13 protein-coding genes and 1 riboswitch are annotated in these 14800 nt (G+C 67.8%); of the genes, 4 read left to right on the top strand and 9 right to left on the bottom strand.

Annotation, left to right across the window (positions count from 1 at the left end; genetic code table 11):
* Nucleotides 1-308 precede the first annotated feature (308 nt).
* Nucleotides 309-821, bottom strand: coding sequence for a methylated-DNA--[protein]-cysteine S-methyltransferase (locus ASF58_RS06745; RefSeq protein ID WP_055949407.1), 513 nt, complete (start codon nt 819-821; stop codon nt 309-311).
* 462 nt (nt 822-1283) lie between these two features.
* Here ASF58_RS06745 and ASF58_RS06740 point away from each other — a divergent pair, with 462 nt between their 5' ends.
* The gene (locus tag ASF58_RS06740) at nt 1284-2210 is read left to right on the top strand and encodes a helix-turn-helix domain-containing protein (RefSeq protein WP_162242032.1); all 927 of its coding nucleotides are present in this window, start codon (nt 1284-1286) and stop codon (nt 2208-2210) included.
* A 347-nt stretch (nt 2211-2557) separates the two neighbouring features.
* Nucleotides 2558-3094: a helix-turn-helix transcriptional regulator gene (locus tag ASF58_RS06735; protein WP_055949400.1), complete on the top strand. Its 537-nt coding sequence runs from the start codon at nt 2558-2560 to the stop codon at nt 3092-3094.
* A 15-nt stretch (nt 3095-3109) separates the two neighbouring features.
* Here the strand turns inward: ASF58_RS06735 and ASF58_RS06730 are convergent, their stop codons facing one another.
* The 5 genes from ASF58_RS06730 to gcvT all read right to left on the bottom strand — a co-directional run bounded on the left by ASF58_RS06730 (nt 3110) and on the right by gcvT (nt 9715).
* Nucleotides 3110-4342 (bottom strand): endo alpha-1,4 polygalactosaminidase, encoded by a 1233-nt coding sequence (locus tag ASF58_RS06730; RefSeq protein ID WP_156375566.1) that lies wholly within the window; start codon nt 4340-4342, stop codon nt 3110-3112.
* 109 nt (nt 4343-4451) lie between these two features.
* A complete protein-coding gene (locus tag ASF58_RS06725; protein ID WP_156375565.1) occupies nt 4452-4610 on the bottom strand; it encodes a hypothetical protein in 159 nt (52 codons plus the stop codon).
* Between the two features lie 545 nt (nt 4611-5155).
* Entirely contained in the window at nt 5156-8002 is a 2847-nt protein-coding gene (gene gcvP, locus ASF58_RS06720) for an aminomethyl-transferring glycine dehydrogenase (RefSeq protein WP_055949390.1), read from the bottom strand.
* Between the two features lie 175 nt (nt 8003-8177).
* Complete coding sequence (gcvH, locus tag ASF58_RS06715) at nt 8178-8540, bottom strand: glycine cleavage system protein GcvH (RefSeq protein WP_055949387.1); 363 nt, start codon at nt 8538-8540, stop codon at nt 8178-8180.
* Nucleotides 8541-8584: 44 nt separating this feature from the next.
* Entirely contained in the window at nt 8585-9715 is a 1131-nt protein-coding gene (gcvT, locus tag ASF58_RS06710) for a glycine cleavage system aminomethyltransferase GcvT (RefSeq protein ID WP_055949385.1), read from the bottom strand.
* Between the two features lie 51 nt (nt 9716-9766).
* Nucleotides 9767-9875, bottom strand: a riboswitch (glycine riboswitch).
* Nucleotides 9876-10132: 257 nt separating this feature from the next.
* Between gcvT and ASF58_RS06705 the strand changes: the two genes are divergently transcribed.
* The gene (locus ASF58_RS06705) at nt 10133-10939 is read left to right on the top strand and encodes a Fe-S cluster assembly protein HesB (protein ID WP_055949382.1); all 807 of its coding nucleotides are present in this window, start codon (nt 10133-10135) and stop codon (nt 10937-10939) included.
* 157 nt (nt 10940-11096) lie between these two features.
* Complete coding sequence (gene trpS / locus ASF58_RS06700) at nt 11097-12164, top strand: tryptophan--tRNA ligase (RefSeq protein WP_055949379.1); 1068 nt, start codon at nt 11097-11099, stop codon at nt 12162-12164.
* A gap of 48 nt (nt 12165-12212) precedes the next feature.
* On the opposite strand, the gene ASF58_RS06695 is transcribed toward trpS, so the two are convergent.
* The 3 genes from ASF58_RS06695 to ASF58_RS06685 form a co-directional block, all read right to left on the bottom strand.
* Nucleotides 12213-12866: a pyridoxamine 5'-phosphate oxidase family protein gene (locus ASF58_RS06695; RefSeq protein ID WP_055949377.1), complete on the bottom strand. Its 654-nt coding sequence runs from the start codon at nt 12864-12866 to the stop codon at nt 12213-12215.
* Nucleotides 12867-13082: 216 nt separating this feature from the next.
* Nucleotides 13083-14102: a ketol-acid reductoisomerase gene (gene ilvC / locus ASF58_RS06690; RefSeq protein WP_055949374.1), complete on the bottom strand. Its 1020-nt coding sequence runs from the start codon at nt 14100-14102 to the stop codon at nt 13083-13085.
* Between the two features lie 26 nt (nt 14103-14128).
* Nucleotides 14129-14776, bottom strand: coding sequence for a TetR/AcrR family transcriptional regulator (locus tag ASF58_RS06685; RefSeq protein ID WP_055949371.1), 648 nt, complete (start codon nt 14774-14776; stop codon nt 14129-14131).
* Nucleotides 14777-14800 lie beyond the last annotated feature (24 nt).

The raw sequence follows: 14800 nt of genomic DNA, 5'->3' as shown, positions 1-14800 counted from the left end.
GGCTTCGGCGATACTGAGCACCCCGAGCTCCGGAAAGATCCCCGGGGAGTCGTCCGTCGGCCCGCGTTCGACGTCGATCGCGGCGCTGACTTTCGCCAGCATTGCAGCGATCGCGACTCCACACACGGCTTCGACGGCCGACGTGATCCCTACCAGGGGCGGGGCCGGCCGCAGGAGCCAGATGGCATCCCGGCCGAGTCGTTTGTGTCCAGCCCTGGGTTGCCTGTTCGAGACTTCATCTCGGACGTGGGCGTGAGGGCAGTTCCGGTGTGCAGCGCCGACCGACCTCCTCGCTGAGGCGGGCAGCCTCAGAACAGGCCGGGCTGCTCGGGCGGTTCGGTGCGCGAGCCCCCCTCCAGGGCCAGCAGGAAGCGCTTGATGTCGAGGCCGCCGCCAAAGCCCGTCAGGGCTCCGCCGGCACCGATGACCCGGTGGCACGGCACGACGATCGGCAGGGGATTGGCGCCGTTGGCCGCTCCCACGGCGCGGCTGGCGCCGGGCCGCCCGATTCGGCGGGCGAGTTCGCCGTAGCTGATCGTTTCCCCCGGCGGGATCTCGGTGAGAGCCTGCCAGACCGCGTGTTGGAACGGAGTGCCCCGCGGTGCGAGGGCGAGATCGAAGCGGGTGAGGCACCCGTCGAAGTACGCTTCGAGCTGCGCGCGCGCCGGAGCGAAGGCGGTGTCATCGCGGTACCAGTCCGGCCCCGGCGTCACCGCGCCCTTGCCGCGCGGAAACCCGATGCAGGCGAGGCGTTCATCCGGTCCGGCGAGGACCAGCGGACCGATGGGGGTCGACAGGATCGTGTAGCGTGTTGCTGGCATGGCGAGGCTCGTCAGCGAGGGGCCTGACCTTCGCTCTCTTTCCGGTCAGATTTCGAGGATCGTCGGTTCTTCGATTGGGAATGCGCCAGGCCGCTTGTCCGGCGACCGGACCCTTGTGCCGGGCGGACGCAAAGGCTCGCTGGAAAATTCAGGCATATTCTGCCGATGACCTGCAACTAATTACCGTAATAAACAACTCAAGGTTTTGGATCGATACTGATCTTTCTGGAGTTGATCGATCTGTCCGATTCACCATTCCGGTGGATTTTGCGCAAATCATTTGCATAACGGAAAAAACCTCGCCTTACAGGGACGGCATCCTGGCGCGCATCCTGACAAGACGGAGCGCTGGAGGAGGCTGCTGATGGCAGGCGCATCGGACAAGTTGCAATGACGGGTCATCCGCGTCCCGATCCGGTCATCTGGCGCTCCCAGGGACGGTTCGTTGCCAGTATCGCATCGATGCGACAACTCCAGCTGTTCAACGATCGCGGCGGACTCGCAATCGGTTTCGACGTCCTGCGTTCGACCATGCCCGACATCGCGATCGCCGGCAGTCAGAACGAGGCCTTCAGCCTGTGGGAGACCCGCTCGTCCAGCGGCTTCGTGACGAAACCCAAGTTCAACGCGCAGCTGATCACGATCCGCTTCGTGACGAGCGGTCACGTCATCTATCGGCGCCGGTCCGGAGACGTCGACGGCGTTCCGACGCATGCGACCCTCGTCAACTTCAGCGACCTGCGGGAGGTCCAGGCCTTCGGCGCGTTCGGTGCGATCAGCGGGACGTTCAGCGTCGAGGCGCTGATGGCCGCCCAAGTGGCCCTGACGGGCATCCGCGATGGTACCCTTCCGGACCTCGCGCCCACGGCTCCCGTGGCGACCCCTGCCATGATGGCCCTGTTTCTCACCCTGCAGCGGGTTCAGCAGCAGATCCAGGGACTCGACAGCCATGACGACCTGACCTTCCCGCTCCTGAAGGAGGTCCTGAGCTACCAGCTGCTGTCGGCTTGGCCCCGGCGCGTCGCCCCTGCTCCATCCCAGGCGCAAGACATCCCCTCCCGCAGCCTCGGGCGGGCGCTTGACTACATCGCGGCGAATCTCTCGCGGGCCCTGACCCTGGCCGACATCGCGGCAGTGGCGGGGATCAGCGTCCGCTCGCTTCAGGACCGATTTCGCCGTGACCTCGGGCGTACGCCCGTTCAGGTGATCCTCGAGCTCCGGCTGGCGCAAGCCCACCGGGACCTGATGTCCCCCACCAGGGCGTCCCTCTCGATCGCCGACATCGCCCGCTCCTGGGGCTTCGTCCATATGGGCGATTTCGGCCAGCGCTACCGTCGCCAGTACGGTCGCACGCCGACGGAAACCCGCCGCGCCAGCCGCGCCGTCTGAGGCGTTCGGACCGGCCCGGCACCGTTGCGGGGCGCCGAGAATGCTCGGCCCTCGCCAACGATCGGATCGGCGTCGGAGCGTTTCTATCGGGATTGCGCGCGACCGTATCACGATTGCGATGATTTGACAGTTTCTGTCATTTGACAGAATTTGAGTAAGCGTCGCTTTGCCGGAAAGAATATTTCCAAAAGTGCGATCAATCTGCGGGGCGGACTTCAAGTGCCTGGCGGGAGATTTATCGGTCTATCGCGGCAATGATGGTTGTATCTCTTTTGCAGCAGAGTGCCGACGGTGCAGCCTCTCTTTATTCAAACCTCTCCCGATGTTGCAATCACACGTGTCGCCAGATGCCGTATACTGAACCCACGCTTGCCTGGCTGGAAAACCTCAACCGGGATCGGACCGTCGCACCGCGAGCCTTCGCCGAAGGCGCCGGCTCGGCCACGGCGGACGCGCAGCCGACCTCGTTCGACACTGCCGATACGACGGGCCTCGAGGACGAATTGCAGAAGCGTCTCGGCCAGATCGTGTTCTCGACCCTCTGCGAGAAGCTCGGCCGATCGGCCCTGCTGTCGGTGGAGAGTGACCTCGCCGCGACCGGGAGCCTGACGCCCGATCATCTCCGGGCCGCGCGTGCCCTGCTCAACTGGTCCATGTCCGATCTTGCCCTGAAGAGCGGCCTCTCGATCTCGACGATCAAGCGCATCGAGTTGGAACCGCAGGACGTCACTCGGCGCAGCTACCGCCTCGTGGTCGACACCCTGCGGGGCGGGGGCATCCGCTTCGTCACCCTCGAGGGCGGCACGATCGCGGTGGCCAAGGCAAGCCGGGCCGCCCCGCCGGCGTCCGCGCTTCTGCCGCAGATTCCCGGCCACGCGGGCTGACGGGCGGCGTCCCGCTCAGAACAGCGGGATGTCGTGATGGCTGAGCCCCGAATGTGGGGTGTGATGGGGGGCGACGTCGAGGTGCGCGCCGGAATCGGTCCCGGTCGCATGATCGCCGGCCTCAGGCAGACTGGGCTCCGGAGCGTCGGCCATCGTGGCCATGGCCTCGACGCGCAGGCCGGCGGCCGAATCGCCTGCTCCTTGGCCGCCGTCTGCGAATACGAAGCTGTCGGCACCGGCTTCGCTCGCGATCGGGTGGTGGCCATGGCTGACCGCGTGGTCCCCGTACCCCTGGTGCCGAGCGGCGTACTGGTCGGGTCCGACCGTCGTGGCGGTGCCGTCCTGATCACCCGGTGTCGTGGCGGGTGGCGGCGTGAGCGGTGTGGGCTCGGGCAGAGCCGCCGCGCCGTCGCGTCCGTCATCGTGCAGGAGGCCGTCATCGTGCATGATCTGGCCCGGGAGAACGCCCTCGGTGTCGACGCCGATGAGATCCAGCTTGGCGACGTAGCTTCCCAGCCCGGCCGCCTCGGCCTGGGCGTGGACATCGGCGACCTTCTGCGCGCCGGTCACGTACTCGATCGCAACGACGTCCTTGCCGGCATCCTGGGCGATCTTCAGCTGGTCGAGGCTCGCCTGCGTCTCGGCGGTAGGCTGCTTCGCGGAACCGTCATCGTTGTAGAACAGGTTCTCCTTGAACAACCCGTCGATGCTGTCGACGTAGGCTCTGTCCGTCAGCAGGTCCTCCGCTCCGTTGACCCAGACCTTGAACGTCGGAGCTTGCGCCTTGGCATAGACGCTCAGCTCCTGGACGAGCGTCCGCATCGCACCGGCGGCGTCGCCCCCGGGCGCATGCGCCTGGGACCAGGGCAGTTGGAACGCATCGACCACGTCGAAGTAGATCCCGTCATAGCCCGCCTTCACCATCCGATCGATGGAGGCTTCGGCGAGCCCTTTCCACTCCGGCGTCCAGTAGGCGACCTCGAAATCGCCCGCCCAGTTCGGGTCCTCGGGTCCGAGCGCTTCGCTCGGGATCGAGGCGAAGTAATCCCGGTAGGCCTCGGCCTCCCCGAGGCTGAAATAGCCCAGGAGCAGGGCCTGGCCCGGGCCGCCGCCCATCTGCTTCACCTCGGCCGGCGTGAACATCTGTCCGTCATCGGTGTAGACCTCGACCACCTTCACGTCGAACGGCGCGGCCGCGATCACCGCGGGATCGACGCCTTGCAGGACATACATCGCCGTCTTGGGCATCTCCGTGCCTCCCATGGTGTTTCTGTGCTTTTGGATGGGTGATGAGTCGGGGCCTGCGCGGGCCGGGACCCGTCGGGTCTCGCGGGCCGTGCGCCCTGTGACCGGCGCCCTAGTCGGTGGGGGCCAGATCGTCCGCGGACCAGGTCTCACGGATGTTGCCCACGTCGATCTCGTAGGCTTCTCCGAGATTCCAGACGCCGACGACGGCGCCGACGCGGCCGTCGGGCAGGCGCACCAAGTCGAGGTGGATGAAGGGGGAAGGGGTCACGGGCACATCCTCCAGCGTCTTCGCCAACGGAGTGCGCCGTCTTCGAACCCGAATATCAGTTCATGCGGCGCAACCGGGGCGATCAATACGACTGACAATTGATGTAGATATTTTTTCCTGCCGTATTGAATTGGTTTTAATCTTAGACGTTTATGGGATTGACGTCAAAGCACGCTGATCTACGGCGCCGAACCGGGGGCGGATGGCTGCGCTTCGGCGCATCCGGCCGCGGCGTGCCGCCAAGGCGGTTCGGACCGGCGGGAATGGACCACGTGGGGAGCCAGGATGTATTCCACAGCGATCAACAGCAGCGTTGCTTGCTGATCTTTGTAAGGCCAAGTTCCAGCCACAATCTTCAAGAAGTCTACGGCTCCTGCTATTTCTGCGGAGGCGGTCATGACAGTGACGATCTTTGATCCTCTGACCGGGAAGATGGTGACGATCACGCTGCCCGACTGGCGATAGGCCGAGGGCTGTGCCGCGCGGGCATCACGCGTAAGGGGACGCTCCCGTCCCGCGTGGGCCGGGAGCGCGATGCACGGGCCCTACTCCGCCGCCTCGCCGTAGGACTCCACCGGCGGACAGGCGCAGACGAGGTTGCGGTCGCCGTAGGCGTTGTCGACCCGGTTGATCGGGGGCCAGTACTTGTCCATCCCCAGGCTTCCGCTTGGGAAACAGGCCGCTTCGCGGGAATAGGGGCGTTCCCAGGCGCCCACGAGGTCCCGCACCGTGTGGGGGGCGTGCTTCAGGGGGTTGTTGGCCCGGTCCATCCGCCCGTCCTCGATGGCACGGATCTCCTCGCGGATCGCCAGCAGGGCGTCGCAGAAGCGGTCGATCTCGCCCTTGGTCTCGGATTCGGTGGGCTCGATCATCAGGGTGCCGGCCACCGGCCAGGACATGGTCGGCGGGTGGAAGCCGCAATCGATCAGGCGCTTGGCGATGTCGTCGACGCTGACGCCGGCACTCTTCTGGAACGGGCGCACGTCGATGATGCACTCATGCGCCACCCTGCCCTGCGCGCCGGAATACAGCACCGGGTAGGCCCCCTTCAGACGGGCCGCGACGTAGTTGGCATTAAGGATGGCGATGCGGGTCGCCTGGGTGAGGCCGCGCCCGCCCATGAGCAGGCAGTAGCTCCACGAGATCGGCAGGATCGAGGCCGAGCCGTAGGGCGCCGCCGAGACCGCCCCCGCCTCCCCCGTGCGCGGGTCGGTGGGCAGGAACGGGATCAGGTGCGCCTTCACGCCGATCGGACCCATGCCGGGGCCTCCCCCGCCGTGGGGGATGCAGAAGGTCTTGTGCAGGTTGAGATGGCTGACGTCGGCCCCGATATCGCCGGGGCGGGCGAGGCCCACCAGGGCGTTCAGGTTGGCCCCGTCGAGGTAGACCTGTCCGCCGTGGCCGTGGACGATGTCGCAGATCGCGCGGACCTGCACCTCGAACACCCCATGGGTCGACGGATAGGTGATCATGCAGGCGGCGAGCTTCTCGGAATGCTGCTCGGCCTTCCGCCGGAAATCGTCGAGGTCGACATTGCCTTGCGCGTCGGCCCCCACGACCACGACGCTCATGCCGCACATTTGCGCCGAGGCCGGGTTGGTGCCGTGAGCCGAGGACGGGATCAGGCAGACGGTCCGGTGCACGTCGCCCCGCGACAGGTGATAGGCCCGGATCGCCAGGAGTCCGGCATACTCGCCCTGGGCACCCGAATTCGGCTGCATCGAGATCGCGTCGTAGCCGGTGATGGCGCAGAGCTTGTCGGACAGATCGTCGATGAGCTCCCGGTAGCCAAGGGCTTGGTCCGCCGGGACGAAGGGATGGATCTCCGAGAATTCCGGCCAGGAGATCGGCAGCATCTCGGCGGTGGCATTGAGCTTCATCGTGCAGGAGCCCAGCGGAATCATCGCACGATCGAGCGCCAGATCCCGGTCGGCGAGACGGCGCATGTAGCGCGTCATCTCGCTCTCGGCCCGGTTCATGTGGAAGATCGGATGGGTCAGGTAGGGCGAGGTCCGCACCAGCCCGGCGGGCAGACGGTTCTCCGGCCAGGCCTCGTCGTAGGCCGGGTCCGTCGCCCCGAAGGCGCGCCAGACGGCCTGGAGAATGTCGGGCCGGGTGCGCTCGTCCACCGTGATACCGACGCGGTCGTCGCCCACCTTGCGCAGGTTGACGCCGTTGGCCACCGCCTGTCCGAGGATCAGGCCCTGGAAGGCCCCGACCCGGACGGTGATCGTGTCGAAGAAGTGCTCCGGCTCCACCGTGAAGCCGAGGGCCTCGAGCCCGGCGGCGAGACGCACGGCGTCGCGATGGACCCGAGCCGCGATCGCCTTCAGTCCGCGCGGGCCGTGGAACACCGCGTACATGCCGGCGATGACCGCGAGCAGCACCTGCGCGGTGCAGATGTTCGACGTCGCCTTCTCGCGGCGGATGTGCTGCTCGCGCGTCTGGAGCGCGAGGCGGTAGGCGCGGTTGCCGCGGGCATCCACCGAGACGCCGACGAGGCGACCCGGCAGGGTGCGCTTGTGGGCATCGCGGGTGGCCATGTAGGCCGCGTGCGGGCCGCCATAGCCCATCGGCACGCCGTAGCGCTGCATCGAGCCGATGGCGATGTCCGCGCCCATCTCACCCGGCGATTTCAGGAGCGTCAGCGCCAGCGGGTCCGCCGCCACCACCGCGACCGCCCCGGCCGCGTGCAGGTCGGCGATGGGCTGGGTCAGGTCGCGGATCCCGCCGCAGACGCCGGGATACTGGAAGATCGCACCGAAGACCTGGGCGGGATCGAGGTCCTTGGCCGGATCGCCGACCACGACGGTCCAGCCCAGCGGCGCGGCGCGGGTGCGCAGCACCGCGATGGTCTGGGGCAGGCACTCGGCATCGACGAAGAAGGCGGTCTTTGCATTGCCGGAGATCCGTTGGGCCATGCCCATGGCTTCCGCCGCTGCGGTGGCCTCGTCGAGCAACGAGGCGTTCGCGATGTCGAGGCCGGTCAGGTCGCAGACCAGGGTCTGGAAGTTCAGGAGCGCCTCGAGCCGGCCCTGGCTGATCTCCGGCTGATAGGGCGAGTAGGCGGTGTACCAGGCGGGGTTCTCGAAGATGTTGCGCTGGATCACCGGCGGCATGGTGGTGCCGTGGTAGCCCTGCCCGATCAGCGAGACGAGGAGCCGGTTCTTGTCGGCGATGCCCCGCATGTGCTCGATCACCCGACGCTCCGTCATGGCGACCCCGAAATCGAGGCGCTCGCCCTGCCGGATGTCGGCCGGCAGGGTCTCGTCCATCAGGGCCGGCAGGCTCTCGGCGCCGACGACGCCGAGCATCGTCTCGATTTCCTGCGTCGTCGGGCCGATGTGGCGGCGGTTGGCGAAGTCGTAGGGGTCGTAGCGGTCGGTGGTCATGGGGGGACCTCGGATGTCGCCGGTGCGGGAATGGGATCGCGCTTCCCTCCCCCCTCATGGGGAAGGGATCGAGAGTGGGGCCGCCGGGTGATCCTCGATCACCGGGAGGCCGCGGGCGTCGGCCCTGCCTGTCCGGACGGGGGCAGGCGCCGCTCCGCGGATCGGAGGGGCGGCGCTACTTCGCGAATTCGGCGTAGGCGGCCTCGTCCATCAGCCCGTCGAGGCTGGCCGGATCGTCGAGGCGGATGCGGTAGAGCCAGCCTGCGCCCTGCGGGTCTGTGCCCACGCTGGATGGGTCGGTCACGGCCACCTCGTTGACCGCGATGACCTCGCCGGAGACCGGCGCATAGACATCCGAGGCCGCCTTGACGGATTCGACCACCGCCGCGGCCTCGCCCTTGGTCAGCTTCGCGCCCACCTTCGGCAGCTCGATGAAGACGAGGTCCCCGAGCTGTTCGGCGGCGTGGGTGGTGATACCCACCGTGGCGACCTCGCCGGTGCAGTCCAGCCACTCGTGCTCGTCCGTGAACTTCCGCATCGCACTCTCCTGGTTGTTGGCAAAGGGGGTTGGAGCGGGCCCGATCAGGCGCGCTTGAAGCCTGCGGGAACGAAGGGCAGGGCCGCGACCGCGACGGCGAGGCGCTTGCCCCGCACTTCGGCGAAGACGCGGGTGCCGGGGGCAGCGAGCGCGGCCGGCAGGTAGCCCATGGCGATGGGGGCCTGCAGGCTGGGTCCGAAACCGCCGGAGGTCACTTGGCCGACCGCCGTGCCGGTCTCGTCGGCGAACAGCGGCGCGCCCGCCCGCACGGGGGTGGGCCCCTCGGGACGCAGGCCGACGCGCTTGCGGCTCGGGCCGTCCTCCAGGGCGGAGAGGATGCGCGCAGCACCGGGAAAGCCGCCGGCCCGGACCCCGCCGCGCCGGCGCACTCTCGGAATGGCCCAGGACAGCCCGGCCTCCACCGGGTCGGTGCCCGGGTCGATGTCGTTGCCGTGCAGGCACAGCCCCGCTTCCAAGCGCAGGGAATCGCGGGCGCCGAGTCCGATCGGCAGCACGGCCGGATCGGCCAGCAGCGCTTCGGCCAGGGCCTCGGCCTTGTCCTCGGGGATCGAGATCTCGAAGCCGTCCTCACCGGTATAGCCGGAGCGGGTGACGATGGCGGAGGCACCCAGCAGCCCGAGCATCCGCACGTCCATGAAGCGCATTGCGGCTACCTCCGGTGCGAGGCGCGTCAGGGCTGCCTCGGCGCCCGGCCCCTGCAGGGCGACGAGGGCGCGGGCCAGCACCGTGACCGTGCAGGCGTCGGCGAGATGCGCACGGAGATAGGCCTCGTCAGCGACCTTGTTGGCGGCGTTGACCACGAGGACGAGGCTGTCGCCGCAATGGGCGACCATGAGGTCGTCGCGGATGCCGCCCGATGCATCGAGGAGGAGCCCGTAGCGCTGGCGGCCCGGCTTCAGGCCGAGCACATCGATGGGCAGGAGGGTCTCGAGGGCGCGCGCCACGTCGTCGACATCGCCCGAGCGCGGGGTGAGCCGGATTTGACCCATATGCGAGACGTCGAACAGCCCGGCCTCGGCCCGCGTGTGCAGGTGCTCCTTGAGCAGGCCCGCCGGGTACTGCACCGGCATGGCGTAGCCCGCGAAGGGGACCATGCGGCCGCCGTGACGCAGGTGCAGGGCATGGAGGGGCGTGCAGGCAACATCGGGGGACATCGGATTACTCCACGACAAACAGCCTCCGGAAGCTCGACTGAGCGTTTCCGGCTGCCCCCATCTGTCGCGGTTACCTGAGAGCTTCTCCCCGACCGCTGCTGCGGTCCGGGATTTCTCCTTCGGTGGACGCCATCAGGCGCCTCTCTCCAGATTGTCCAACGGTACGGTGATTGTGCCTGAGAGTTTCCGGGGGTGGTTGCTCCGTCGGCGCCATGGTTCGAAAGTTTCTGCGTGTGAAACGCTCGACCTGGGCTCTCCCGTATCGTCCTTGATGACCCCGTCAGGGTTTCACATCGCACTGCGTCAGGCAAGGCGCCCTGCCCGGCCGGTGCGTTACGCTTTCGCCGATCCGTCAGTCCGAGCACGATCCGCGACCGCACTCGGGAACCGCGGCGTCTCCGATCGGATTCCCCCGATATGCCGATCGCACCCGGACGAGACCTTCCCGAACACGATCTCGCCGGGCCCCGCCCCCGCCGGGGCCGCGTCCCGAAGCCGGGCTCAGCCGCGATCGACCCAGCCCTGACCGACAAGGCGCTGGCGATCCACGCGCGCCTCTGCCCGGTCTATGGCTGCCCGATCCCCTACTTCCACAGCCTCGACCCGTTGAGCGAACTCGTCTCCTCGCTGCTCTCCCACCGGACCCGCAACGCCGAGTCCGGCCGGGCCTTCAAGGCCCTCCGGGCGCGCTATCCCGACTGGGACCAGATGCTGGCTGCCCCCGTCTCCGACATCGAGGCGACCATCGCGGGGGTGACCTGGCCCGAACTGAAGGCGCCGCGGCTCCAGGCGATTCTCTCCGCCGTGCAGGCGCGCCACGGCGCACTGAATCTCGACTTCTTGAAGGATATGGCGGTGGAGGAGGCCCGGGCTTGGCTCGAGGCGATTCCCGGGGTCGGGCCGAAGACGAGTGCGGCAGTGCTCTCCTTCAGTATTCTGCGGATACCGGCCCTGCCGGTGGACAGCCACCACCACCGGGTTGCCCAGCGCACCGGACTCATCGGTCCCCGCGTCGATGTCGGGCCGTCCCACCCGATCCTGCGGGCGCAACTGCCGGCGGACTGGAGTGCACAGGCGCTCTACGACAACCATGAAGTGCTGATGCTGCACGGGCAGAAGGTTTGCCACCACCGCAATCCCGCCTGCACCCGCTGCGTGCTTCTCGACCTCTGCCCCGAAGGACAGGCGCGGACGGGGAGCGGGGGCGCGATCCGCGAGCCGTAACGGCTCCGCCCGGCTCGTCGCGACGATCCTGCGCGATTGTCGGAGGGTTTCGTGGAGCCTTGACCGGTTCCGGCATGGCGTCCAGAAACCGGCGCTCGGCTGCACGGGATTTCGTCCGCGGCCGCTCTCCCTCAATTCGCACGAGGACCCCGCCGCGATGACCGCGTTCAAGGAACTGGTGTTCTCGGGCGTACAGCCGACCGGGAACCTGCATCTCGGCAACTATCTCGGCGCCATCAAGCGCTTCGTCGAGATGCAGGCGCGCGATGCGCAGTGCCTTTACTGCGTCGTCGACCTGCACGCGATCACCCTGTGGCAGGACCCGGCTGCGCTGAAGGGCCAGATCCGCGAGGTCACCGCCGCCTTCCTCGCCGCCGGCATCGACCCGAAGCGCTCGATCGTCTTCAACCAGAGTCAGGTGCCCCAGCACGCCGAACTCGCCTGGATCTTCAACTGCGTCGCGCGGCTGGGCTGGCTCAACCGCATGACCCAGTTCAAGGACAAGGCCGGCAAGGACCGGGAGAACGCCTCGATCGGGCTCTACGATTATCCCGTGCTGATGGCGGCCGACATCCTGGCCTACCGCGCCACCCACGTGCCGGTGGGCGAGGACCAGAAGCAGCACCTCGAGTTGACCCGCGACATCGCCCAGAAGTTCAACAACGACTTTTCGCAGTCGATCGCCGCCCACGGGCACGACGAAGGGGCCGGTTTCTTTCCTGTCACCGAGCCCCTAATCGGCGGGCCGGCGGCGCGCGTCATGAGCTTGCGCGACGGGACCAAGAAGATGTCGAAGTCGGACGCCTCCGACAATTCGCGGATCAACCTGACGGACGATGCCGACGCCATCGCGGCCAAGGTGCGCAAAGCTAAGACCGACCCCGACGCCCTCCCCTCCGAGGTGGCGGGCCTGGCCGGGCGCCCCGAGGCGGACAATCTGGTGGGCATCTTCGCGGCCCTGAAGGATGTCACGCGCGAGGAGGTCCTGCGCGACTTCGGCGGCGCCCAGTTCTCGGCCTTCAAGGGCGCCCTGGTCGAGCTCGCCGTCGAGACCCTGGCGCCGCTGGGCGCCGAGATGAAGCGCCTCGTGTCCGATCTGGCAGAGATCGACGCGGTGCTGGCCGACGGTGCCGAGCGCGCCGAGGCCATCGCGGCCCCGACTCTCGACGCCGTCAAGGACATCGTCGGATTCGTCCGCCGGGGACCGCGCCTGCGGATGGTGTGAGGAGACGCGGCCCTTCCCCACGCGCGGGAAAGGGCCGCTCGGGAGGCGTCAGCTCTCGCCGCGGGCGACCCGGGCCTCGTACTCGGGCAGCTCGATCTGGCCCTCCCGCGCGACGCGGGCCTTGTCCGCCTCGGGGATGACGTCGGCGACCATGTCGAGACGCTTCCAGAGGGCGAGCGGCGTCTCCTTGTCGGGGGTGGGCACGTACCGGTTCTGCGCCACCTTCTGGTACTTGTGGATGTAGCGCGGGCAGTTGACCCAGGCCTTCGTCACCTCGACGCGGACGAGGTACTTGGCCTCCGTGTACTCGGCCATCAGGGGATCGTCGCGCAGCATCCGGGCATGGCCCTGGACGCGGACCCTGTGCGGGGTCTCGAAGTCGATGAACAGCAGGCCGACCTTGGACTGCCCCTCGATGTTGCCCATCGAGTACCACATGCCGTTGCCGTCGAAGCCCGGGAACACCAGCGTGTTGCCCGCGATCACCTTCACGAAGCCGGGGCTACCACCCTTGTAGGAAACGGTCGGCATGCCGTCGGGATCGACGGTGGAGAGAAAGAACATGTCTCGGCTGCCGATGAAGGCGGCCTCGGTCTCACCGATCTTGTCCTGGACCCAGCCCGTGTCCAGGCGCTCGGCGAGCTTGACGGTGTTGAACTCTTCCTGCAGCGCGCGATGCGCGTCGGAGTAGAGCGATGCCATGGGGGTCCTCCGCGTTTCGGCTGCTCTCATCCGGGCGGCCGTTGCCCGGGATGATCGCGGGAAACCTGTCGGAGCACAACAGGCGCCGCCGCTTCGTCGCGTCCGAGGGGGCGTGCCGTGGCCCCGGTTCGCGCATGAAAAAACCGGCGCCGCTCTCGCGACGCCGGCTTCATCCCTCAGAGGAGACCGGGCGACGCCGGTCTCCTCCATCCCGACTCAGTTCTTGGACTTGTCGACGAGGGCCTTCTCGGAGATCCACGGCATCATGCCGCGCAGCTTGGCGCCGACTTCCTCGATCGGGTGGGCGGCGAGCTTGGCACGGGTGGCCTTGAACGAGGTCTGGCCGACCTTGTTCTCGAGCATCCAATCGCGGGTGAACTTACCCGACTGGATGTCGTTGAGGACGCGCTTCATCTCGGCCTTGGTCTCCGGCGTGACGATGCGGGGACCCGTGACGTACTCGCCGTACTCCGCGGTGTTCGAGATCGAGTAGTTCATGTTGGCGATGCCGCCCTCGTAGATGAGGTCGACGATGAGCTTCACCTCGTGCAGGCACTCGAAATAGGCCATCTCCGGGGCGTAACCGCCCTCGACCAGGGTCTCGAAGCCGGCCTTGATCAGCTCGACGAGACCGCCGCAGAGCACGGCCTGCTCGCCGAACAGGTCGGTCTCGCACTCTTCCTTGAAGGTGGTCTCGATGATGCCGGCGCGGCCGCCGCCATTGGCCGAGGCGTAGGACAGGCCGAGGTCGTGGGCGTTGCCCGAGGCGTCCTGCGCGATGGCGATCAGGGTCGGCACGCCGCCGCCCTTCAGATACTCGCCGCGCACGGTGTGGCCGGGGCCCTTCGGCGCGACCATGAGCACGTCGAGGTCCTTGCGGGGCTCGATGAGGTTGAAGTGGACGTTGAGGCCGTGGGCGAACAGGAGGGCGGCGCCCTGCTTCATGTTCGGCTCGAGGGACTCCTTGTAGATGTCGCCCTGGAGCTCGTCCGGGGTCAGCATCATGACGACGTCGGCCTGCTTGGCGGCCTCGGCCACCGACATCACCGTGAAGCCCTCGTGCTCCGCCTTCTTGGCGGTGGCCGAGCCCTCGCGCAGCGCGATGACGATGCCCTTGACGCCGGAATCGCGCAGGTTGAGCGCGTGGGCATGGCCCTGGCTGCCGTAGCCGACGATGACGACCTTCTTGCCCTTGATCAGGTTGAGGTCGGCGTCACGATCGTAATAGACCCGCATGGGTTGGTTCCTCTTCTCGTGGGGTGTCAGGGTCGGGCCTGGCCGTAGAGGGCCAGGAACTGATCGACGGCGCGGGCCGCGTCGCGTCGGATCTCGGCGGCGTCGAGGTCGAGCGCGTCGCCGAGAAGGAGTCTGATCTGAATGTCGCGCCCGACCAGACCCAGGAAGGTCCGGAAGGCCGTCTCGCTATCCTCGAAGGCCAGGAACCCGGCCGTGCGTCCCGCCTCGAGCACGGGCTTGACCCGCCCGCCGATGGCCAGCCGCCCGTTCGCCAGCACGATGCCACCGAGGTTGCTCTTGCGCGAGCCGGCATGCGCGATGGCGATGCGGTTGAGAACCACTGAAGTGCGGCCCGCGATGACGTCGAGCCAGGTCACCGCGAAGTCGAGCAGGCGGTCGCGCAGGGTGGCCGCGTCGAGGGCGCTCTTGGCGTCGCGCCCCGCATGGACCCGCGAGGCCTGCCAGCGCACCGTGGCGGTGAGGAGACCGTCCCGGTCCCCGAACCACTTGTAGAGCGTTTCCTTCGAGCAACTGGCGCGGCGCGCCACCGCATCCATGGTGAGCTGGTCGCCTTCCTCGACGAGCAGGGCGAGCACGGCATCGAGCACCGCCTGCTGGCGGGCCGAAGGTGCATCGTGCACCGTCTCGTCAGAAGGGGCCGAACTCGGGGTCATGCTTCCTGTGCGCCAGTACCGTAC

Origin of the sequence: Methylobacterium sp. Leaf125, assembly GCF_001423085.1 — a bacterium.
Classification (GTDB): domain Bacteria; phylum Pseudomonadota; class Alphaproteobacteria; order Rhizobiales; family Beijerinckiaceae; genus Methylobacterium.
Note: the sequence above shows the minus strand (reverse complement) of the source record. Positions and strands in the feature narration are given on the sequence as shown.

Coding starts and splice junctions, on each gene's coding strand:
- ASF58_RS06740 (WP_162242032.1), top strand. CDS start 1,284: ATGCGACAACTCCAGCTGTTCAACGATCGCGGCGGACTCGCAATCGGT.
- gcvH (WP_055949387.1), bottom strand. CDS start 8,540: ATGCGGAAGTTCACGGACGAGCACGAGTGGCTGGACTGCACCGGCGAG.
- ASF58_RS06730 (WP_156375566.1), bottom strand. CDS start 4,342: ATGCCCAAGACGGCGATGTATGTCCTGCAAGGCGTCGATCCCGCGGTG.
- gcvP (WP_055949390.1), bottom strand. CDS start 8,002: ATGACCACCGACCGCTACGACCCCTACGACTTCGCCAACCGCCGCCAC.
- ASF58_RS06685 (WP_055949371.1), bottom strand. CDS start 14,776: ATGACCCCGAGTTCGGCCCCTTCTGACGAGACGGTGCACGATGCACCT.
- ASF58_RS06745 (WP_055949407.1), bottom strand. CDS start 821: ATGCCAGCAACACGCTACACGATCCTGTCGACCCCCATCGGTCCGCTG.
- gcvT (WP_055949385.1), bottom strand. CDS start 9,715: ATGTCCCCCGATGTTGCCTGCACGCCCCTCCATGCCCTGCACCTGCGT.
- ASF58_RS06735 (WP_055949400.1), top strand. CDS start 2,558: ATGCCGTATACTGAACCCACGCTTGCCTGGCTGGAAAACCTCAACCGG.
- ASF58_RS06695 (WP_055949377.1), bottom strand. CDS start 12,866: ATGGCATCGCTCTACTCCGACGCGCATCGCGCGCTGCAGGAAGAGTTC.
- trpS (WP_055949379.1), top strand. CDS start 11,097: ATGACCGCGTTCAAGGAACTGGTGTTCTCGGGCGTACAGCCGACCGGG.
- ilvC (WP_055949374.1), bottom strand. CDS start 14,102: ATGCGGGTCTATTACGATCGTGACGCCGACCTCAACCTGATCAAGGGC.
- ASF58_RS06705 (WP_055949382.1), top strand. CDS start 10,133: ATGCCGATCGCACCCGGACGAGACCTTCCCGAACACGATCTCGCCGGG.